The organism is Vibrio sp. M250220, from assembly GCF_036533795.1.
In the GTDB taxonomy this organism is placed as follows: Bacteria; Pseudomonadota; Gammaproteobacteria; order Enterobacterales; family Vibrionaceae; genus Vibrio.
The window spans coordinates 1-20,590 of the sequence record NZ_JATABI010000039.1; the positions used below are offsets into that span (position 1 = coordinate 1).

At 44.9% G+C, this 20,590-nt stretch carries 18 protein-coding genes; 6 read left to right on the forward strand and 12 right to left on the reverse strand.

What is annotated here, in order from left to right; genetic code table 11:
* Positions 1 to 201: 201 nt before the first annotated feature.
* The 9 genes from QTN94_RS13590 to QTN94_RS13630 form a co-directional block, all read right to left on the reverse strand.
* Positions 202 to 849, reverse strand: a complete 648-nt coding sequence (locus QTN94_RS13590) for a GTP cyclohydrolase II (protein WP_171052261.1) — start codon at positions 847 to 849, stop codon at positions 202 to 204.
* A gap of 615 nt (positions 850 to 1,464) precedes the next feature.
* Complete coding sequence (locus QTN94_RS13595) at positions 1,465 to 1,938, reverse strand: DUF2947 domain-containing protein (RefSeq protein ID WP_331427931.1); 474 nt, start codon at positions 1,936 to 1,938, stop codon at positions 1,465 to 1,467.
* A gap of 19 nt (positions 1,939 to 1,957) precedes the next feature.
* The gene (locus QTN94_RS13600) at positions 1,958 to 2,551 is read right to left on the reverse strand and encodes an HD domain-containing protein (RefSeq protein WP_138971191.1); all 594 of its coding nucleotides are present in this window, start codon (positions 2,549 to 2,551) and stop codon (positions 1,958 to 1,960) included.
* A complete protein-coding gene (rimJ, locus tag QTN94_RS13605; RefSeq protein WP_138971190.1) occupies positions 2,548 to 3,126 on the reverse strand; it encodes a ribosomal protein S5-alanine N-acetyltransferase in 579 nt (192 codons plus the stop codon). Before rimJ ends, QTN94_RS13600 begins: the two co-directional genes overlap by 4 nt.
* Positions 3,127 to 4,671 (reverse strand): transcriptional regulator TyrR, encoded by a 1,545-nt coding sequence (tyrR, locus tag QTN94_RS13610; RefSeq protein ID WP_331417828.1) that lies wholly within the window; start codon positions 4,669 to 4,671, stop codon positions 3,127 to 3,129.
* Between the two features lie 100 nt (positions 4,672 to 4,771).
* Positions 4,772 to 5,821: a YcjF family protein gene (locus QTN94_RS13615; RefSeq protein WP_331427932.1), complete on the reverse strand. Its 1,050-nt coding sequence runs from the start codon at positions 5,819 to 5,821 to the stop codon at positions 4,772 to 4,774.
* Positions 5,818 to 7,194, reverse strand: coding sequence for a YcjX family protein (locus tag QTN94_RS13620; protein WP_331427933.1), 1,377 nt, complete (start codon positions 7,192 to 7,194; stop codon positions 5,818 to 5,820). Before QTN94_RS13620 ends, QTN94_RS13615 begins: the two co-directional genes overlap by 4 nt.
* 119 nt (positions 7,195 to 7,313) lie before the next feature.
* Positions 7,314 to 7,499 (reverse strand): hypothetical protein, encoded by a 186-nt coding sequence (locus QTN94_RS13625; RefSeq protein WP_138971186.1) that lies wholly within the window; start codon positions 7,497 to 7,499, stop codon positions 7,314 to 7,316.
* 126 nt (positions 7,500 to 7,625) lie between these two features.
* Complete coding sequence (locus QTN94_RS13630) at positions 7,626 to 9,149, reverse strand: fumarate hydratase (RefSeq protein ID WP_138971185.1); 1,524 nt, start codon at positions 9,147 to 9,149, stop codon at positions 7,626 to 7,628.
* 168 nt (positions 9,150 to 9,317) lie between these two features.
* On the opposite strand from QTN94_RS13630, the gene pabB reads away from it, so the two are divergent.
* Entirely contained in the window at positions 9,318 to 10,685 is a 1,368-nt protein-coding gene (pabB, locus tag QTN94_RS13635) for an aminodeoxychorismate synthase component 1 (RefSeq protein WP_331427934.1), read from the forward strand.
* A gap of 12 nt (positions 10,686 to 10,697) precedes the next feature.
* Here the strand turns inward: pabB and QTN94_RS13640 are convergent, their stop codons facing one another.
* Both QTN94_RS13640 and QTN94_RS13645 read right to left on the reverse strand, forming a co-directional pair.
* Positions 10,698 to 12,407 carry an ATP-binding protein gene (locus QTN94_RS13640; RefSeq protein WP_331417833.1) on the reverse strand — a complete coding sequence of 570 codons (1,710 nt, stop codon included), beginning with the start codon at positions 12,405 to 12,407 and terminating at the stop codon, positions 10,698 to 10,700.
* Positions 12,394 to 12,942, reverse strand: a complete 549-nt coding sequence (locus QTN94_RS13645) for a heme NO-binding domain-containing protein (protein WP_138971182.1) — start codon at positions 12,940 to 12,942, stop codon at positions 12,394 to 12,396. The genes QTN94_RS13640 and QTN94_RS13645 overlap by 14 nt, the downstream gene beginning before the upstream one ends.
* An 84-nt stretch (positions 12,943 to 13,026) precedes the next feature.
* Between QTN94_RS13645 and QTN94_RS13650 the strand changes: the two genes are divergently transcribed.
* From QTN94_RS13650 to QTN94_RS13660, 3 genes are all read left to right on the forward strand, one after another.
* Positions 13,027 to 13,635 carry a CoA pyrophosphatase gene (locus QTN94_RS13650; RefSeq protein ID WP_331417834.1) on the forward strand — a complete coding sequence of 203 codons (609 nt, stop codon included), beginning with the start codon at positions 13,027 to 13,029 and terminating at the stop codon, positions 13,633 to 13,635.
* A 289-nt stretch (positions 13,636 to 13,924) separates the two neighbouring features.
* Positions 13,925 to 15,178: an aromatic amino acid transport family protein gene (locus QTN94_RS13655; protein ID WP_331417835.1), complete on the forward strand. Its 1,254-nt coding sequence runs from the start codon at positions 13,925 to 13,927 to the stop codon at positions 15,176 to 15,178.
* A 94-nt stretch (positions 15,179 to 15,272) separates the two neighbouring features.
* A complete protein-coding gene (locus QTN94_RS13660; RefSeq protein ID WP_331427936.1) occupies positions 15,273 to 16,634 on the forward strand; it encodes an L-serine ammonia-lyase in 1,362 nt (453 codons plus the stop codon).
* A gap of 62 nt (positions 16,635 to 16,696) precedes the next feature.
* Here QTN94_RS13660 and queD read toward each other — a convergent pair whose 3' ends face one another.
* Complete coding sequence (gene queD, locus QTN94_RS13665; protein ID WP_171052143.1) at positions 16,697 to 17,059, reverse strand: 6-carboxytetrahydropterin synthase QueD; 363 nt, start codon at positions 17,057 to 17,059, stop codon at positions 16,697 to 16,699.
* A gap of 289 nt (positions 17,060 to 17,348) precedes the next feature.
* Here queD and QTN94_RS13670 point away from each other — a divergent pair, with 289 nt between their 5' ends.
* Positions 17,349 to 18,962 (forward strand): methyl-accepting chemotaxis protein, encoded by a 1,614-nt coding sequence (locus QTN94_RS13670; RefSeq protein WP_331417837.1) that lies wholly within the window; start codon positions 17,349 to 17,351, stop codon positions 18,960 to 18,962.
* A 180-nt stretch (positions 18,963 to 19,142) separates the two neighbouring features.
* The gene (gene asnS, locus QTN94_RS13675) at positions 19,143 to 20,543 is read left to right on the forward strand and encodes an asparagine--tRNA ligase (RefSeq protein WP_331427937.1); all 1,401 of its coding nucleotides are present in this window, start codon (positions 19,143 to 19,145) and stop codon (positions 20,541 to 20,543) included.
* Positions 20,544 to 20,590 lie beyond the last annotated feature (47 nt).

Here is a 20,590-nt window from a genome sequence, read left to right on the forward strand (position 1 = left end):
TACGTGGGAAGCTTGATTGTATCTACTCATGTTATTTGTCCTCTTTGACTTCTGGAAAAATCAAAGACGCATTTAGCATGAGTAGTTTTACAGGCAAAGCCGAAACGGATGATAACCACCTACTGAAGTAGGTGGTTTAGGGCTGAAAACAAAAAAGCCTCACAGAAGTGAGGCTTTTATCAACATACGTGATTCGTGGGATTACAAGTCTAAGTTATGCTTACCGTGAGACATTTTCGCTTTCAAGTAACCTTGGTTACCGTCTTTAACGTGAGCAGAAGTATTGACAACCTGTTCGATCTCAATGCCGAATTGCTTAAGATCGTTTACTTTCTTAGGGTTATTAGTCACTAAGCGAATTTTATCAATGCCGAGTGCCTTTAGCATCTGTGCGGCTTCGGTAAAATCACGCAAATCATCACCAAAACCAAGGTGATTGTTCGCTTCGTAGGTGTTCATGCCTTCGCTTTGCAGCTTGTATGCGTCTATCTTGTTGTATAGACCAATACCGCGACCTTCTTGTCTTAAGTAAAGGATAATACCGCCAGATTCCGCCATGCGGTTAATCGTCTCATCAAGTTGCTCGCCGCAATCGCAGCGGGATGAATGGAATACATCGCCTGTAAGACATTCAGAATGCATGCGAACCAGCGGGGTTTGCTGAGTTTGATCGGCATGTTTAAAAATGACAGCAACATGCTCTTTTTCGGTTTTCAATCCATGGAAAGAAAGAAGTTCTGCATCGATACTGCTGTTAGCACCGACTTTGAATTCGACTCTGGCTCTTACTTCCGCCATATTTTTACTCACTTGGGTTTCTTGATATTTTAATTCTGTCGCTGCATTCATTGATAATGCTCCACTTGAAGATAACTATGGGGACTCTTACTCTAGAATTCAACGATTAGATCACAATTGTTATAATATAACACTTGATATTTATGGCAATAAAAAACCTCGACGATCAGAAATCGCGAGGTTATCAATATTCAATGGTATGACTACAGGGGCAGACGTGTTTAATCTTGTTGGTTCTTCCACACAGAAAGTTCAATCCAACATGCTTCTAACTCTCGCACCTCTTCATCTGTCAGCAGCGACAAGGTCGGCTTGGATTGCGGAAACGCGTAAGCTTGAATTGCACTTTATGAGCATAAAAATCTTCGCGTAATTTAGATATGTTCATGGCCACTGCTTTTCCCTAAGACTCTATGGTTTGTAGAAACTACACATTGAATTAATTTGTCTAAAAAATGATACCAAAATACCAAATCCACGCAAAATATAGGCTCATTTTTGCAATAAAAATCACATCATTTCATTGATCAAACTCTTTACTTTTCCGGCACTTATTGGATCCAGCAATGATCTTTTAAAACAGTTCCCCATCGGCATGAGTGTAGACCCGACTTTGAGACAGTGACACATATAGCACATAAAAAGAGCAGCCATTGGCTGCTCTTTTTATTTTCGAAATCCCATTTTGACATTGCCTTTGGTATCAAACCAAAGCGCTTCGCCACGGCGACGACCGATTAAAATTGGACCATCATCGTAAAAAAGAAAATTCTTCCAGTGCTTCTTAAACACCGACCATTTGGTCTCAATGATATTGTACTTCTCATAGCAAAAGTACACCGTAACGTCGTCTTGCCAGTCAATAAAAGCGTCAACTGCCGCAGGCAACGCTTCATCATCGGACTCCCAAGCAGACATCCAGTCCACCGTCTCTTTCCAGTTAGATTCTTTCATCGGCCAGTCACTAGAGCTAAAACGCTCTGAGTCAGGACTTTGAGCACTGATGTTTTCTTTCCATAACTGAGACGCTCGTGCTTGCGACATCGGTTTGATTGATTCTAAGTCAGCCTCGGGTACTGGCATAGATTGGTGAGTAAAAATCCATTTTCTTTGGTATTCGTCCAAAGTTTGGTATGACATTAATATTCCTCTTAAAGCGTTATGCTTTTAGCCAGCCATTGAGAGTCGCATCATTAATAATTTGCTGCGCTTTTTCCCATAGAGCCTCAGAGCCGTACTCTATTTTTTGATTCACTGTTAGCGCTTGTTGTCGTGTAACACCATGCTCTTGCCAGCTTTGCCCCTGGTTATGGTAGTTCAAAAGCATTGGAATAATCCTGTCCAATGCTTTGGCAAATTTAGCATCTGCTGACGTCGCAGATTCAAATTCTAGCCACAGTTCTAGCAAAGACTGACCTTGGTCACTTGGCAGCATACCGAACAAACGTTGGGCTGCTTCAAGCTCTTTCTGCTCTTGCTGTGCCGACGCGGCAACATCATAGACAAAGGTATCACCTGCATCAATTTCTACCACATCGTGAAGAAGCAACATTTTCACCACGCGAGAAATATCTACCGGTTGATTGGCATGTTCTTCCATTAAGATCGCCATCAAAGCGACATGCCAACTGTGTTCAGCACTATTTTCTAGCCTTCCTTCAGCGCTTTTGACTCGGGTGCGTCTCAGTACGGATTTAAGCTGGTCAAGCTCCATGAGCAGAGCCAACTGTTGTTCTAATCTTGAAGCGCTCATACTTGTGTCCAATTCGGATTAACTAATGACGTTAAACAATGATCTTCCCATTGCCCATCAATGAGCAAGTAGTCTTTCGCAAAGCCTTCTTTTTGAAATCCTACCCTTTCCAATACCGCTTCACTGCGAACATTGCGCGGCATATAACTCGCCATAATGCGATGCATGTTCTGAATGTTGAACATGTAATTGACCGCTAATTTTAATCCTCGTGTCATCGCGCCTCTTCCCTGTGCACAGTGCGCTAGGGAGTAACCGACATTACACGCATGGAATGGGAACCGAGCGATATTGCTAAACGAGATTGTGCCTAACATTTCATTTGTCGAACGGTCAAGGATCAGCAAATAGTAGCCCAGCCCCATTCGATGAAGCTCAGCGAGTTTGATGAGTCGCTGAGTCCATCCGGATTCATCAAAAAAGGCTTCGTCTCGCTTGGGTTCCCAAGGTTTTAAATGCTCTCTGTTTGCAATAAAGTAATCTGAGATCAGTTTTCCATCCATAGGCTCTGCACTACGAACGACGATGTCCTCATCCCACTCAAAGACTTGGGTAGGGGTACTCACTCTTTCCATTTAATTTTTTCTTATTCCATATTCACGTAACTTGTTTGCCACCGAGGTGTGAGAAACATTGAGTCTCTTGGCGAGTTTACGACTAGACGGGAATGAGTGATATAAGCGTTCTAGCACCTGAGATTCGTACTCTTTCATGATCTCATCAAGTGAACCATCCAAACTCAATATCGGCCCATTTGATGTCGGAGTTTCGAGCTGAGGAAGATGGAAAAGATCCGCCGTCAAGTCGTCCGTTTCAAGCTCGGTCAAAGCGCGAAGCACCATGTTTTCAAGCTGGCGCATGTTACCTGGCCATTGATACGTCACTAACTGGTCAGCCAGATCCTCTGCGATGATCGGCTTCGATATGCCTAGTTGTTTTACGTACTTAGCAACAAACAATTCAAGCAGCGGTGCAATATCGTTTGAGCGTTCCCTTAACGGTGGAATAAGTAGTGTAAGCACGTTGAGACGATAAAAAAGATCTTCACGGAACACGCCTGACTCGGCTAAATCAGCCAGTTGATGTCTGGTTGAAGCAATCACCCTAACATCGACATGAACTTCATGCTCTTCTCCGACACGTCTAAACGTGCCATCTTGTAGCAATCGCAGTAATTTGATTTGCAGATGCGGGCTCATCTCCCCGATTTCATCAAGGAAAACCGTGCCGCCATTCGCTTGCTCAAATATACCTTTATGGCCTTGCTCATGGTTGAATGAACCCGGTGCGTGACCAAATAATTCAGTTTCAGCAACATCGTCAGGCATCGAAGCACAGCTCAAAACCAAGAACGGCTTAGAAGCGCGATTTGAACGGTTATGACATGCACGAGCTAGCATCTCTTTACCGGTTCCCGTTTCACCTTGAATGAGTAGCGGTTGGTCTAGCATTGACAGCTTCTTAGCTTGGCTAATCAGCGCCTTATGTCTATTTGACACCCCGACAAAATGCTCAAACCCAAGATTATTGTGTAGTGGCAAAGAGTCATCAAATATCGCTTTTTCCTGTACGGAACGGATGATCATCACCGTACTCGCCAGCACAGACTCATTTGACTCATCACTGATATAGACAGGCATGATTTCCATCATGTAATCCAAACCACCGATGACAATATTTTCCCTCAATCGAGTTATCTTACCTTCAACCCACTTAGCGAAATTGAAGTTAGGCAGCAACGAGGTGATCTGATGACCAATGATTTCCGCTTCTTCACGACTAAATAGGGTCAACGCGGCGTGGTTTGCCATATCCACATTGCCTTTTAAATCGATAGCCAATACCGGTTCTGGCAGGTTGTTAAGCAGAGAAATTAGCTCATTATTGTGGCGTTCAATTGGCATGAATTGGATTTTTCGAACGTCATTAACACCTGAGATACGGCGAATTTCAGCCATAAGCTCACTAAAGGTATCAAAGTCGATATCCGGACAGTTGAGGTAGATAATACCGCTCACATCGATTTCGATACCACGAAGATCAATGTTTTTCGAAGCAAGAATATCGAGCAATTCACGAGTCAAACCAAGTCTGTCTTCACAAAAAACTTCTAGACGCACGTATGAGTTCCTAACTAAGGTGTCACGAAAAGTTGACAGTAGTTTCTACTAAGCCTAGATCCTCGTCAAGCAAACTGATATTACTTGCTTCACATTCGCACTATTTGATTGTAATAGCGGCGACTTTTTCAACGATTTGCTTGCGGATCGCCCCTAACCTAACTTGGCGCTCTTTGTTCCACGGTAAAGGTCTAAGTAAAGCCATCGCTTTGAGCCCCAACCTTGCGGTCAGAATACCAACACCCAATCCTTGACCCGCTCTGGCAGAGACTCTTCCAGCGAGATCCATCGACATCAGATCCATACCTGCATCAACCGCCAGTTCACTCGCTCCAGCAGCGGCCATGTTGACCAGAGTCGCTTTGAACAATTTGAGTCTAGACCAGTAACCCAGCTCTACTCCATAAACGTCTGCGAGGTTGTCGATCATTTTGAAGTTTCGCCACGCGACAAGTAACATATCAGCAATGGCAAGTGGACTAATCGCCACCAAAGCCGCCGATTCCGTTGCATGCTGTGAGACTATCTTAGTGGCTATTTTATCTTGCTCTGCCACCACCATGGCGTCATACATTTCAAGCACTTCACTATCACTATGTGAACCATTGATGCTATTGATCCAACGGTCATAACTTGGTGACTCAGTACCAATACCTGACTGTTTCGCCACTGACTGACAAAATGCTTTCCCTTGGCCAACACTATTGGCAGCAAGCAACGCCTCACTTTGCTCTTGTACACTAAAGTGATTGCGTAGCTTACGCAGCTTATATAGTTCGCGTCCAATAGAACCAATTCCAAACATAGCGATGGTCGCGATAAACCCTGACCACCCCAATGAGAGCCAATCTGCGCTTTGAATCGCAGTGACAACGCTATCTATCGCTTGCCACCCGACCAAGCCTGAAAATGCAGTTAACAAGCCTATCGAAAACCACTTTGAACCCTTTTGGGGTCGAATAATTTGCTCTAGATTTTGCTCTGTCCGGTCATCTTGATGTTCGACTTCAATTTCAACGGGCACAAATTTTTGTTGCGGCTCAAAGTGCTTCTGTGAGGTCAGTTCTTGTTGAATGGGGGACGACTCATCGCCAAACGTCTGGTCGAAGACGTGTTTCTGTTTTAGTTGCGTTTTATCTGACATACTCATCTCAGCTTATCCCCAATCAAATACTCTAGTGCCTTGTCCATACGGATATGCGGTAACGGGTCATCTCCACCCCACTCTCTCGGTCTGAATGATGTAAACTCAAACCCTTGCTTCTGCCAATAATCCGCTGCAGGAAGCTTTCTCGGCACCTCACCTGGAAATACCGTCATGGTCTCTCCATCAAGCGTCGTTCCACGAATGGCAGGGCAAGACTGCTCACCCTGACTGATATAACCCGTCTCCGTCGCCTGTATTGACGCCATCGTCATGCAATTCATCTCTATGTTTTCATAAGAGGCGGTTTGCCATGCAGGATGCACCATTTGTTGTAATAGAGAAACGAGATGCGGATGCTGTTCTGGTGTCACATGATCTGCTTTGGTTGCGGCAAACAATACTTTATCGATACGCGGAGCAAACAGACGCTTGAGCATGCTGCTACGACCATAACGGAAGCTATGCATGATTTGCTCTAACGCTTGGCGCATATCGTGAAAGGACTCATAACCCGCGTTAAGCGGTTGCAAACAGTCCACCAGCACAATTTGACGATCGAACGTTGAAAAGTGGTGCTTATAAAACGCCTTAACCACTTTTTGCTGATACTCCTGATAGCGAGCCTTCAACATGCCCAAGTTTGAGCCTTTCGCTACCTTGGCATTGTCATCAAAGGAACAAGGGAAAAACTGCAACACAGGCGCCCCTTCCAGTTCGCCGGGTAACACAAATCGCCCCGGTTGTACCCAGTGCAATCCTTGTTCTTTGCATGAGAAAAGAAACTCCGTATAGCTCTGAGAGATGAGAGCGAGTTCTTTTTCGTTCAGTGGCGCTGAAAGATCCAGCTTATCTAATTGCGCTAACCAAACCTCGGCCAACTCTCTACGTCCCCCCTTTAACGCCTCAAATTGCTTTTGAGACCATTGATGAAAATTCATATCCAACAGGGGTAAATCCAGCAGCCATTCGCCCGGATAATCGATAATGTCGATATGTAACTTTGCTGTATTGCCAAACAGCTTCTTGGTTTTCTTAGTTGGCTTATACTTGAGCGCCAAACGTATTTCACTGACATCGCGCGTTGGCTCAGGCCATTGCGGTGGCAAAGCAAGGACATGCTCCATCGCCTCATCATAACCAAAACGCGGAACGAGCATATTGGTTTGCGGTTCACGTTTTGCGCCAACCAAACGCTTGTCACAAGCAGCACTTAACAGAGGTAAGTTATCGTGAGTGGAAGTATGAAGAAGCTGGTTGACTAGCGAACTGATAAACGCCGTTTTACCTGCTCGAGATAAACCCGTTACGGCAATACGAACATGGGAATCGACGCTTCTGCTGATTAAATCATTCACTTCTTGAGTAATATGCTTCATTCACTATCTCTTTTATACACACTGACCACTAGCTTACTGATTGTAACCTTAATCCTAGATGAACAAAAAAGCCTCTGATAAAAATCAGAGGCTTAAAGTTGTAAAACTACGGTTGAGCACTAATCGTCTTCAATCAACTTGTAAACAACAAACAGTGCGATTTCAAGCAACACAAACAAAGCACAAGTGATAGTCACATATTTTTCATCAAAGATACTGATGCCATGAAGAATGAGGTCATATCCGACGAATGCGCCGATAACCACAGCAATGATTATCTGAAGAATTTGAATAAAGCGAGGCATGTGCTCTCCTGACGTTTAGAATAAGAATAAATTAGAGTATATAGACAAAAGGTGCAGCTTTTGCTCCACCTTTGTCAAATATCTGCCAATTAAATCTGTCATTTCTCACAAACTTAACAAACGTGATTAAGATTGAGATTCCATTTCCTGAATCTTCACCTTCCACGTATCAGGGCCGATTTGGTGAGCGTTTGCACCGTTAGAGTCAACCGCGACGGTGACAGGCATATCTTCCACTTCAAACTCGTAGATCGCTTCCATACCTAAGTCTTCAAACGCGACAACACGCGCTTTCTTAATCGCTTTAGCAACCAAGTAAGCCGCACCACCAACCGCCATCAAGTAAACAGCTTTGTGTTTCTTGATTGACTCAACCGTTGCAGGACCACGCTCAGCTTTACCAATCATACCCATGATGCCCGTTTCTTCCAGCATCATGTCCGTGAACTTATCCATACGTGTCGACGTTGTCGGACCTGCTGGACCTACAGCTTCGTCACCGACCGCATCAACTGGGCCTACGTAGTAGATAAACTTGCCTTTGAAGTCGACACCTTCTGGTAGACCTTCTCCGTTTGCAAGCATCGTTTGAATACGTTTATGTGCAGCATCACGACCAGTGAGTATCTTGCCTGAAAGCAGTACCGTTTCACCCGTTTTCCACTGTTCAACATCAGCCTGTGTCACTTCGTCGAGATTAACACGACGCGTGTTCGCTCCCGCTTCCCAAGTAATATCTGGCCACTCTTCCAATTTCGGTGGCGTCAGATCAGCAGGACCAGAACCATCTAGAGTGAAATGCACGTGACGAGTCGCCGCACAGTTAGGGATCAAACATACCGGTTTGGATGCTGCATGAGTGGGTGCTGTTTTGATTTTCACATCAACAACTGTGGTTAAGCCGCCAAGACCTTGTGCACCAATACCCAACTTGTTCACGCGGTTGAAGATATCAAGACGGAGCTCTTCTTCTGCATTTTGTGGTCCACGGTCGATAAGCTCTTGGATATCGATGTGCTCCATCAGTGATTCTTTTGCCAGCACCGCCGCTTTTTCAGCGGTACCGCCGATACCGATACCAAGCATGCCCGGTGGACACCAGCCTGCACCCATGGTTGGCAACGTTTTTTCAACCCATTCAGCAATGTCATCTGATGGGTTCAGCATAACCATCTTAGTTTTGTTTTCACTACCGCCGCCTTTTGCCGCAATTTGAATCTCAACTTTATCGCCCGGAACCATGTTGATATGAACAACCGCAGGTGTATTGTCTTTGGTGTTAATACGTTTACCCGCAGGATCCATGAGAACCGATGCACGAAGTGGGTTATCAGGGTTAGTGTAAGCCTGACGAACACCTTCATCGACCATCTGTTGTACCGTTAGATCCGTAGAGTCCCACTGCACAGCCATACCGATATTGACGAAACAAGTGACGATACCAGTATCTTGGCAGATTGGGCGATGCCCTTCCGCAGACATACGAGAGTTAATCAGAATCTGAGCAATTGCGTCTTTCGCCGCTTGGCTCTCTTCACGTTGATAGGCTTTTTCTAGGGCTTGGACAAAGTCTAATGGGTGGTAATAAGAAATGTACTGGAGCGCATCAGCTACACTGCTGATCACATCCTGTTGACGAATTACGGTCATTGCATGCCTCGTTATTTTTGTGCTTCCTTTTCTAGCCGAACACAAGCGTTTGCTTATTGATTTTATATTTACGAAACACTGGTGTAGCGACCTTTGATGCCATTATGATACTCTTGCTTTTCTCAACACGCCACGTAATCAACGATCTCTTTGTCACAAATTAAACAAATGAATAACATCAAGCCAAATCGCTTAGAAATCAAACCGATCCCTTATAAAAATGACCTAGCGGTTTCGCTGTTTAATCACATCGAATCTTTGCCTTGGGCAATGTTGCTTCGCTCACCTTCAACCACTCATGTTGATAGCCGTTTTGACATATTGGTCGCACAGCCCATCGCTACAATCATCACTACGGGCGAGAGAAGTACCATAAAAATGGCAGATAAGATCGAAATCTCCGACACCAACCCGTTTGAGCTAGTCAAACACGTTCAGGCACGCGTGTTGCCCGGTATTGAGTACGATGGTGAGCTTCCTTTTATTGGTGGAGCTCTGGGTTATTTTGCGTATGACTTGGGTCGTCGCGTCGAGCGCATGCCCGAGTTGGCGGAGCATGATCTGAAAACACCCGATATGGCGGTTGGATTATATGACTGGGCGCTGATCGTCGATCATCAACTTCAGAGCGCAAGTATTGTCGGACAAAGCGTTGACAAGCACTGGCAATGGTTGAACCAACACGCACCAGAAAAAAGTAACCCATTCGCACTTGTTGGTCCTTGGTCCTCTAACATGACCAAAGCGGACTACCGTGGCAAATTTGAACAAGTTCAGGAGTATCTTCGTTCAGGAGATTGCTATCAGATCAATTTGGCACAGCGATTTAAAGCACCTTATCAAGGGAGTGAGTGGCAGGCTTATCAAAAGCTTGAGCAGGTCAATCAAGGACCTTTCTCGGCATTTATTCGTACCGAACAAGGCGCAATAATAAGTGTTTCTCCTGAGCGTTTCCTCCAAGTCAAAGCGCGTCTTATCGAGACCAAACCGATCAAAGGGACTCGCCCACGTAGCGATGACCCTATCATTGATCAGCAAGCTGCAAAAGACTTAGCCAATGCTGAAAAAGATCAAGCTGAGAATCTCATGATTGTTGACTTGCTGCGCAATGATGTCGGGCGAGTTGCCAAACCTGGCACTGTACATGTCCCTAAATTGTTCGACATTGAAAGTTTTCCCGCCGTTCACCACTTAGTGAGTACTATTCGCGCTCAACTTGATGACCAATATAGCGCCGCTGATTTACTGCGCGCGTCCTTTCCGGGAGGCTCTATCACCGGCGCACCTAAAGTCCGGGCGATGGAAATCATCGAAGAACTGGAACCTCATCGTCGTAACGCCTACTGTGGCAGCATTGGTTACATCAGTCGTCATGGACAAATGGATACCAGCATCACAATACGAACACTGGTCGCTGAACAAGGGCAATTGCATGTCTGGGCCGGTGGCGGCCTAGTCGCTGACAGTCAGTGTGATAGCGAATATCAAGAAACGCTCGACAAACTGAGCCGGATACTTCCAGTCCTGACTGAGTGATGTGGACAGATCTCATGTCCACTTTTCGAGCATCAGTTTCAAGTCTTTGGCGGTATAGGGTTTGGTTAAGATGTCATCCATCCCACACTGGATGCATTTTTCGCGCTCTTCTAACGTCGTCCCTGCCGTCAGCGCAATAATAGGCAAAGTACACTTCTGCTGACGAAGATAGGTCGTTGCTTCAAAGCCATCCATCTCAGGCATTCGGCAATCCATGAAGACGATATCGTAGTGACCGATAGCGACCGCTTTGATCGCTTCAATGCCATTCGTGGCAATATCTGGGGTAATAGACAGTTTTTTCAACATCTGATTGATGATGACTTGGTTCATACGAATATCGTCGACAACCAATATCGCTAAATTGTCGATAGATTTATTACTTAGTCCCGCCTCCTTTATCACCTCTTTATGAGGCTCGGCTTGTGTCACTTTAAGCGGGAGCTTGACTTCAAAACAACTTCCCTGCCCCAGTTCGCTAGTCAGAGAGATCTCACCCGCCATCAGATCAACAAGGTTTTTGCAAATCGCCAGTCCAAGGCCTGTCCCTTCAAAATTTCGTTTTGCCGACCTATCGACCTGAACAAAAGGGGTAAACAGCTTGTTGTGTAATTCCTTACTGATACCAACGCCGCTGTCAATAATGGCGACACACAAGCTACCCGCTTGCCATTTGGCAACTAGCTTGACCTCTCCCTGCGCGGTAAACTTAATCGCATTGCCGACAAGGTTCACCAAAATCTGTCCTATTCGTTCGAAGTCACCGATAAACGCCGCAGGCATCTCCGTTGCTCGTTCAATTTTAAATCCGACACCCTTCTCCTGAGCTTTTGGCTGGAAAATCCCGTTAATCATGTCGTGCAGATCTTGCCACGTAAACTGTGAAGGGATGAGCTCCATCATTCCGGCATTCATTTTACTGAAATCGAGAATATCGTTGATAATGTAGCGCAGCAGATCGCCTGAGTGGCTGAGATTAGAAAGAAGGGTTTGCTGCTCTTCATCGAGAGGTGTGCTGGCAAGCAGTTCAGCACTACCAAGTAAGCCATTTAAAGGGGTTCGTAGCTCATGATTTATCATCGCGACGAACTCTTTGGTTGAACGCTCAGACTCCTCTGCCCGCGCACGTGCTTCTTGATGACGGGTTACAATAATCTGGCGACTAATCGCACTACACAGTAGTTCACCAATGAGCATAATCTGGCTAGTGATAAAATCCCGGTCAATGTCAGTGCCGCTCACACGCACAGATAGCTCACCAGCAGTTTTATGATCAATTTCGATCGGCAAACACAACACATCGCCTTGCCAAACTGAGTAGGGTTTTACCTCACTAATCTCACGCGCAGACACCGGACCAAACTCAGTTCCCTCGATGGTCGAAATTAAATTGGATTCAATAAAAAGTGCAGCACGTTCGATGGCTTTCGTTGAGGATAATCGCTCTAATAGGCTGGCAATCATACCATCATCTAAGGTACGTCTAAGGAAGGCTCGCCCGTAGTGAATTAGCGCTTCATTGATCTGTTGCTCAAACTCTAATTTATCGAGGTCACTGCGCGTCTGATGTTTAAGCTGCGTCAACACTAACTCTAATTGTTGGTTGGCTTGGTATAGCTCCAAACTCTTACTTTCAAGCAACTGTTCGGCTTGTTTGCGCGCTTCTATCGCACGCTGCAGTTTACGCTCCAACGGCGAGCCACTTTGATTATGCTTGTCCAATCAGCTCCACCTTAAATCTAACTTGGCTGCCATCACTTGTAACCTTACCCATAGAGATTGCCAATTCATCATTGTAAAACTGAGCACATCCTTCAATAAGACCAAAGCAGACATGAGACATGCAACGAACACTCACATAGTCAAAAACCAATTCCGTGTTGGATTCGCTAATAAAGTCAAATCTTGGCGGGTTAGCCTCTGGGTAGAGTTTTTTAACCTCAGTATGAATGTAGTCCTCGACTAACTTAATGAATTGAAAAGACGATTTACAATCTTCTAGGCTACAATTAGAAGGTAGACTGTTATACAGGTTCCTAAAAACGGATTGTCCGAATAAACGCTGCAGTTCTTCTGGTGATATTCCTGTGCGTTTGCTGAGATGTACAATGAGTCGAACAAGTTTGCGATGATCATAGCTACCGACTGTGGTGTACACACCGCTATCTTCCGCTGCTAAAAGTAAGCTATCCAACTCATCTAAACCAAACTTTTGCTCCACAAGATCCATAAACTCAGTGAAGATAATCCCTTTCATATTTGGCGCTATCCTTGCTTGTTTGAGTATAGTAGAAAGCATGAGTCATATTTACGCCTTTTTCAAATATATGAAGGAGCTAACGTGTTGTCAGAACTAAATAAAAACCACATTATTCAACGCTTTCAGTTGTTGCAGACTGTCGATTATAACCAAGAGGCATTAAAACGAGTCGCGCACCTAAAACAAAGTCATCTTCGTAAAGCATCAGTTCTGATTGGGTTCGTTGAACGCGAGCACGGATTAAACATCATTTTTACGCGCCGAGCACGGCACCTCAAACACCACCCTGGTCAAATCAGTTTTCCTGGCGGTAAATACGAAGCTTCCGATTCGAACTTAGCAGAGACAGCGTTAAGAGAAACCTTTGAAGAGGTCGGTATAGATAGAAATAAAATAGAGATCTTTGGTCAAATGCCGGAACTGGTGACTATTAGTAAGTTTACTGTCACGCCTTTTTTAGCGTTTATCTCACCTGACTACGAAATCCAGATCGATGCGAATGAGGTCGACGAGCTGTTTGAAGTCCCTGCCTCCATCATTCTGGATAAAAATCACCTCCATAGTCAGAAATTTAAGGTTAATAATTTTTCACATCGTGTCTTTGGTTTGTCGTATCAACACCACTTTATATGGGGAATGACCGCGCAAATCATTCACGCCATGCAGAATCATATAGTGCATCAATACTAATTTACTCATACAACAACATATTCTGTTCACATTAGTTAAATTAACTATCAATAAGGCAACCGTTTTCTTGCGACAGAGATAAAACAAAACAATAACAACATTAGTTTTTCTAATGTCATACATTAGCATAAATCACTAGTAGCACATCATTTTCGTGAGCAAAAACCTGTTTTTGACATATCATTACATAGCTCGCATCAATTCATGATTTAGATCTAGTTTTCCTGCAAGATTTTTATGCAAAATTGCCCCCGACTTATTTCCTGTTCCCAAAAATGAGTATCACAAAATGAATACTACAACTTCTGCGGCTTCAACCGCACAATCGTCTAGTAAGTTTACTTACAAAGACTTCACTTGGTGTCTGTCGCTTTTCGGTACTGCGGTAGGTGCTGGCGTACTTTTCCTACCTATTAAAGCGGGTGCTGGTGGTTTTTGGCCATTAGTTATTCTTGCTCTAATCGCGGCACCAATGACTTGGTTCGCTCATAAATCTCTAGCACGTTTTGTACTATCAGCGAAAAACCCTGAAGCTGACATTACAGACACTGTTGAAGAACATTTTGGTAAGACTGGCGCAAACCTTATTACTTTTGCTTACTTCTTCGCTATCTACCCAATCGTTCTAATTTACGGTGTTGGTATTACAAACACGGTCGATTCATTCCTAGTAAACCAAATAGGTATGGAATCCATTCCTCGTTGGTTACTATCAGGCGCACTTATCGCAGCAATGACTGCGGGTGTGGTATTTGGTAAAGAATTGATGCTAAAAGCGACTTCAGCAATGGTTTACCCACTTGTTGCAATCCTTCTTGCTCTTTCTTTTTACCTTATCCCTGATTGGAACACGTCGATGATTGAAGTAGCACCAGACTGGAGCGCAATGCCAACAGTTGTATGGCTAGCAATTCCTATCATCGTGTTCTCTTTCAACCACAGTCCTATCATTTCTCAGTTCTCTAAAGAACAACGCCTACAGTACGGTGAAGATGCAGTTAAGAAAACTGACTCTATCACTGGTGGTGCTGCGATGATGCTTATGGGCTTCGTAATGTTCTTCGTGTTCTCTGTAGTACTTTCTCTATCTCCAGAGCAGCTAGCGCTGGCTAAAGAGCAAAACATCTCTGTTCTTTCTTACCTAGCGAACGTGCATGAATCTCCACTGATTTCTTACATGGGTCCTCTAGTTGCATTTGCAGCGATTACTTCTAGCTACTTCGGTCACTTCCTAGGTGCACATGAAGGTCTAGTTGGTCTAATCAAGTCTCGCGCTAAATCGCCTGTAAGCAAGATCGAAAAAGGTTCTCTGCTGTTCATCGTTATCACTACTTGGATCGTTGCTATCGTTAACCCGAGCATCCTAGGCATGATTGAGACAATGGGCGCTCCAATGATTGCAGCTATCTTGTTCCTAATGCCTGTATTCGCGATGCAGAAAGTTCCTGCAATGGCTAAGTACAAAACTTCTGCTCCAGTACAGATTTTCACAACAATCTGTGGTCTTGCGGCAATTAGTTCTGTAATCTACGGCGCTCTTTAATCTAAAGACTAAATTTAGTCTGATTAATCCAAGAATATAACGATAATAAAAAGCCTCCCTCTCCCCCTGGGAGGCTTACTTTGAGGTAATCGATATGATTAGTGTTTTTGACATCTATAAGATCGGCGTTGGTCCTTCAAGCTCACATACAGTGGGACCAATGAAAGCGGGTAAAGAGTTTATTGATGACTTACGCTCAATGGGAAAATTGCGCGACATCACTAAAATCACCGTGGACGTTTATGGATCACTATCACTGACAGGGAAAGGTCACCATACAGATATCGCCATCATCATGGGTCTTGCAGGCAACACCCCTGAGAAAGTAGATATTGATTCTATTCCGGGCTTTGTTGCACGCGTAGAAGAAACTGAGCGCCTTCCTGTTGGCATGCACTGTCATACAGTATCGTTCCCGAAAGAAGGTGGTATGAACTTCCATACGACCAACCTAGAGCTACATGAAAACGGCATGCAGATCCACGCTTGGATCGGTGACGAGAAAGTGTACTCAAAGACTTACTACTCTATCGGTGGTGGCTTCATTGTTGATGAAGAAAACTTCGGCAAAGAAGAAGAAAACCCGATTAAAACACCTTACGAATTCACAACCGCTGAAGAGCTTGTGAATCAGTGTAAAGAGCACGGTTTATCTATCAGTACACTAGTGATGAAAAACCAAGCGGTTCTGCACTCAGATGAAGAGTCACGTACTTACTTCGCCAATATTTGGAAGACAATGCGTGACTGTATGGATCGCGGTATGAATACAGAAGGTATCCTACCTGGTCCACTGCGTGTGCCACGTCGTGCAGCGGCACTACGTCAACAGTTGCTGACTTCTGAAAAAACCACTAACGACCCAATGTCTGTTGTTGACTGGGTAAACATGTTTGCGTTTGCCGTTAACGAAGAAAACGCAGCAGGTGGCCGTGTTGTAACAGCACCAACTAACGGTGCTTGTGGCATCATTCCTGCGGTACTGGCTTACTACGATAAGTTCATTCAGACTGTGACTGAAAAAGACTACATCCGTTACTTCGCGGCTTCTGGCGCAATCGGCGGTCTTTATAAGCGTAACGCTTCAATCTCAGGTGCTGAAGTAGGCTGTCAAGGCGAAGTCGGTGTTGCATGTTCAATGGCAGCAGCTGGTCTAGCCGAACTAATGGGTGGTAGCCCAGAGCAAGTTTGTATGGCAGCTGAAATCGCGATGGAACACAACCTAGGTCTAACATGTGACCCAGTAGCGGGTCAGGTTCAGGTACCATGTATTGAACGTAACGGCATCGCAGCGGTTAAAGCAATTAACTCTACGCGTATGGCGCTACGTCGCTCGTCAGCTCCAACAGTTTCTCTAGATAAAGTTATCGAAACAATGCTAGAGACAGGTAAAGACATGAATGCTAAGTACCGTGAAACATCTCAAGGTGGCCTAGCAATTAAAGTTATTTGCTAAACTTTACTGATGAACCCAAAAAAAGCGAAGTATGCTTCGCTTTTTTACTCTACATCAGGAGATTATTCACCCTTGTAAATACATCCCGCGGTACAAGTTTCTTTTATTTCTACTTTGCTGAGAAGCGGCAGACTCGGCTTAAGCTCGTTCCAAATCCATTTTGCCAGCACCTCACTGGTCGGGTTCTCTAACCCCTCAATATCATTTAGATAGTAGTGGTCTAGTCGATCGTAAATAGGCTTAAACGCAGCTTTGATTTCAGCGAAGTCGACAACCCAGCCTGTATGTGGGTCAACTTCACCTTCAACATAGAGGCGAACTAAGAAAGAGTGGCCGTGCAAGCGCCCACACTTATGTCCTTCAGGCACGTGTGGAAGGTGGTGTGCCGCTTCAAACATAAACTCTTTGTATAATTCAGTTTTCATTTTGATTCTCAGGCTTTTCGAAAGAGGCGCAATACTAAGGAATAAGTATAGTAGTGACAAGCTTTGCAGGTCAGATTGCAATAAGGAAATCGCTTGCCCGCAGAAAAATACCTCTAGCACGTCGAAATAATGTCGAACGTCAATTATTTGTTCACAGTCCCCTTACATCACATTTACATAAGCCTCACAGAGAGTAAGGTCACAGTATAAAATTTACCGTCTTCCCTTCCGTCGATAGATAAGTAAGACTTTTTGAAGTCCATTCCAATTATTGATACTATCTCTGATAATGCACATATCCATAACAAATAAATTGCTCATCACACTGGTTACGGTCTTCGGCTTAGTACTTGTTGCATCTACCATCTACCAATATTTACAGCAGCGAGAGTTAATAAACTCGGTGTTGAGTGAACAACTACACGACAAAGCAAGCAACTATTTCGACAGCCTGAACATGATGATGTTGACGGGCACAATGGCGCAAAAAGAGACTTTACGACAAAAAGCATTAGCGCAAGACGGTATTGAACAAGTTAGGGTTTTGCGCGGTGAAGCCGTCAGTAAGTTATACGGCGCTGGTCAAGAGAACCAAAAACCTATCGATGATATCGACCAGCGTGCACTTAACGGTGAGTTGGTTATAGAACCTTTCTCTGCCGATTGGGGTAAAGGCATCGTTGTTGCCTTACCAATGAAAGCAAGCGAAAACTATCGCGGCACCAACTGTGTTGCCTGTCATATAGTGCCAGAAGGCGAAGTCCTAGGTGCAATTCGTCTCGAATACAACCTCTCTCATGTTAACGACCTCATTAAGGACCGAGCGCTGATCGCTCTAGCCATCATGTCTGCATTCGGTTTTGTTGGCTTTCTGATCACTCTGGGTCTCATCCGTAAAATCATCGTTAGACCGATTCAGAAAACCTCAGGCTTTATGCAAAGCCTCAGCGAAACCAAAGATCTCTCTCAGCGTCTTGATAGTAAGCAAAATGACGAGATCGGCCAGCTATCTGGTGCAATTAACTCTTTTATGGACACAGTCAACGATAGCCTAGTTCAGGTTCAATCCACGTCGCATAATGTTGCAAGTAGCGCATCTGAACTGACCCAAGTTGCTCAAGTGACAGACAGTGCGGCGACCAATCAGCAAACTGAAACCGCTGAGGTGCAATACAACATTGAACAGATGCAGTCTCAGCAGGTTCAGGTTGAACAAGCGACCGAAAACGCCTCATCGTTGATCAAGCACACCACGCGTATCGCGGAGCAAAGTGCGGAGAAAGCACATAGTGCCAGCCATGAGATCAAGGGGCTAGTGACCGATATCGAACAAGTCAAAGATAGCATTGTCGAACTCAACAACCAGACCGCTGAAGTATCTAGCATTCTTGAAGTCATTAAAGGTGTCGCGGAACAAACCAATTTGTTGGCGCTTAATGCCGCTATCGAGGCCGCTCGAGCGGGCGAACAAGGTCGTGGTTTTGCAGTGGTTGCTGAGGAAGTTCGTAATCTAGCAAGTCGCACCGCTGAAGCGACCGGCAGTATCGAAGCAATCATTTCTCAGTTCCAGCAAGACAGTGAGGGCTCGCTGGCTTCCGTCGACACGGTCTGTGGAACCGCTCACGAACGTTCAACAGAGATTGAAGCATTATCCCATGCTATGTCTGAAGTCGTTCAAGAGATGAAACAAGCTCTCGCTCATGCCAATAGCATTCAGCAACAATCCAGCAATACGGCAGAACTGAGCCACCAAGTCCAAAACAAAGTACAAGTCATTACCCGACATGCCAATCAAACATCAGAGTCTGCGGCTAAGACCCACGATATCAGTATGAATCTTGAGCAACTTTCTGAACATCTTGAGACTCTACTCGATCAATTCACACTTTCTGGCAAGAAATAGGCGAATAATGGGCTTTTTTGGTCGACTAAGTGACAATAAAGGTTGAAGCATAATATTTGAAAGGTAATATGTTCCATTGAATCTATAGAATTCTATCCAACCCAATGTTTGCTCATTATTTATTCTATTGAGTATCACGCATTGGGTTGAATTTTTACCTCAATGGAGAATATTTCAAACATGACTTACGCGCCTGTATCAGACGTTTTGAAAGGTCAGCTAGCAGTAGACAGTGAAGTGACTGTTCGTGGCTGGATCCGTTCACGTCGTGATTCCAAAGCTGGAATCTCTTTCCTTGCCATTTATGACGGCTCTTGTTTCGACCCGATTCAGGCCGTGGTCCCTAATAATCTTAATAATTACAACGACGAAGTACTAAAGCTTACAACAGGCTGCTCTGTCGAAGTAACAGGTAAGATTGTTGAATCTCCAGCAAGTGGTCAAGACTTTGAGCTTGCCGCGACTGACGTTAAAGTTGTTGGTTGGGTTGAAGATGCTGAAACTTACCCAATGGCAAAAACTCGTCACTCTATCGAATACTTACGTGAAGTAGCGCATCTACGCCCTCGCACTAACGTAATCGGTGCAGTTGCACGTGTTCGTAACTGTCTTTCTCAAGCGATCCACCGTTTCTACCACGAACAAGGTTACTTCTGGGTATCAGCACCACTGATCACGGCTTCAGATGCGGAAGGTGCAGGTGAAATGTTCCGCGTATCTACGCTAGACATGGAAAACCTACCTCGTACTGACGCAGGTAAAGTTGACTACAACGAAGACTTCTTCGGTAAAGAGACTTTCCTGACTGTATCAGGTCAGCTAAACGCAGAAGCTTACGCTTGTGCACTAAGCAAAGTTTACACTTTCGGCCCAACGTTCCGCGCTGAAAACTCTAACACCAGTCGTCACCTAGCGGAGTTCTGGATGGTAGAGCCTGAAGTGGCATTTGCAGAACTAGACGACGTAGCGAAGCTTGCCGAGGACATGCTGAAGTACGTATTCAAAGCGGTACTAGAAGAACGTCGTGATGACCTAGAGTTCTTTGCCCAACGTATCGACAAACAAGCGATTACTCGCCTTGAACAGTTTGTATCTTCAGACTTCGCACAGGTAGACTACACTGACGCAATTCAAATCCTTCTGGATTCTGGTCGTGAGTTTGAGTTCCCTGTTGAATGGGGTATCGACATGTCTTCTGAGCATGAGCGTTACCTAGCAGAAGAACACTTCAAAGCGCCAGTAATCGTTAAGAACTACCCGAAAGACATTAAAGCGTTCTACATGCGTCTTAACAACGATGGCAAAACAGTTGCAGCGATGGATGTTCTAGCTCCGGGTATCGGTGAAATCATTGGTGGCTCTCAACGTGAAGAGCGTCTAGATGTTCTTGATGCACGTATGCGTGAAATGGGAATCGACCCTGAGCACATGAACTGGTACCGTGACCTGCGTCGTTACGGCACTGTGCCACACGCTGGTTTCGGTCTAGGTTTTGAGCGTCTTGTGTCTTACGTAACAGGTATGGGCAACGTTCGTGACGTGATCCCATTCCCACGTACACCACGCTCTGCAAACTTCTAATCATCGAAGTTAACTCAATCTATAAAAACCTCCGCCAACGCGGAGGT

What these genes read in the sequence shown, in the direction of transcription:
- QTN94_RS13630 (WP_138971185.1), bottom strand. Translation starts at nt 9,149, where the DNA reads ATGACCGTAATTCGTCAACAGGATGTGATCAGCAGTGTAGCTGATGCG.
- rimJ (WP_138971190.1), bottom strand. Translation starts at nt 3,126, where the DNA reads ATGGAAAGAGTGAGTACCCCTACCCAAGTCTTTGAGTGGGATGAGGAC.
- QTN94_RS13670 (WP_331417837.1), top strand. Translation starts at nt 17,349, where the DNA reads ATGCACATATCCATAACAAATAAATTGCTCATCACACTGGTTACGGTC.
- QTN94_RS13655 (WP_331417835.1), top strand. Translation starts at nt 13,925, where the DNA reads ATGAATACTACAACTTCTGCGGCTTCAACCGCACAATCGTCTAGTAAG.
- QTN94_RS13645 (WP_138971182.1), bottom strand. Translation starts at nt 12,942, where the DNA reads ATGAAAGGGATTATCTTCACTGAGTTTATGGATCTTGTGGAGCAAAAG.
- QTN94_RS13625 (WP_138971186.1), bottom strand. Translation starts at nt 7,499, where the DNA reads ATGCCTCGCTTTATTCAAATTCTTCAGATAATCATTGCTGTGGTTATC.
- asnS (WP_331427937.1), top strand. Translation starts at nt 19,143, where the DNA reads ATGACTTACGCGCCTGTATCAGACGTTTTGAAAGGTCAGCTAGCAGTA.
- QTN94_RS13590 (WP_171052261.1), bottom strand. Translation starts at nt 849, where the DNA reads ATGAATGCAGCGACAGAATTAAAATATCAAGAAACCCAAGTGAGTAAA.
- queD (WP_171052143.1), bottom strand. Translation starts at nt 17,059, where the DNA reads ATGAAAACTGAATTATACAAAGAGTTTATGTTTGAAGCGGCACACCAC.
- QTN94_RS13620 (WP_331427933.1), bottom strand. Translation starts at nt 7,194, where the DNA reads ATGAAGCATATTACTCAAGAAGTGAATGATTTAATCAGCAGAAGCGTC.
- QTN94_RS13595 (WP_331427931.1), bottom strand. Translation starts at nt 1,938, where the DNA reads ATGTCATACCAAACTTTGGACGAATACCAAAGAAAATGGATTTTTACT.
- QTN94_RS13660 (WP_331427936.1), top strand. Translation starts at nt 15,273, where the DNA reads ATGATTAGTGTTTTTGACATCTATAAGATCGGCGTTGGTCCTTCAAGC.
- pabB (WP_331427934.1), top strand. Translation starts at nt 9,318, where the DNA reads ATGAATAACATCAAGCCAAATCGCTTAGAAATCAAACCGATCCCTTAT.
- QTN94_RS13615 (WP_331427932.1), bottom strand. Translation starts at nt 5,821, where the DNA reads ATGAGTATGTCAGATAAAACGCAACTAAAACAGAAACACGTCTTCGAC.
- QTN94_RS13600 (WP_138971191.1), bottom strand. Translation starts at nt 2,551, where the DNA reads ATGAGCGCTTCAAGATTAGAACAACAGTTGGCTCTGCTCATGGAGCTT.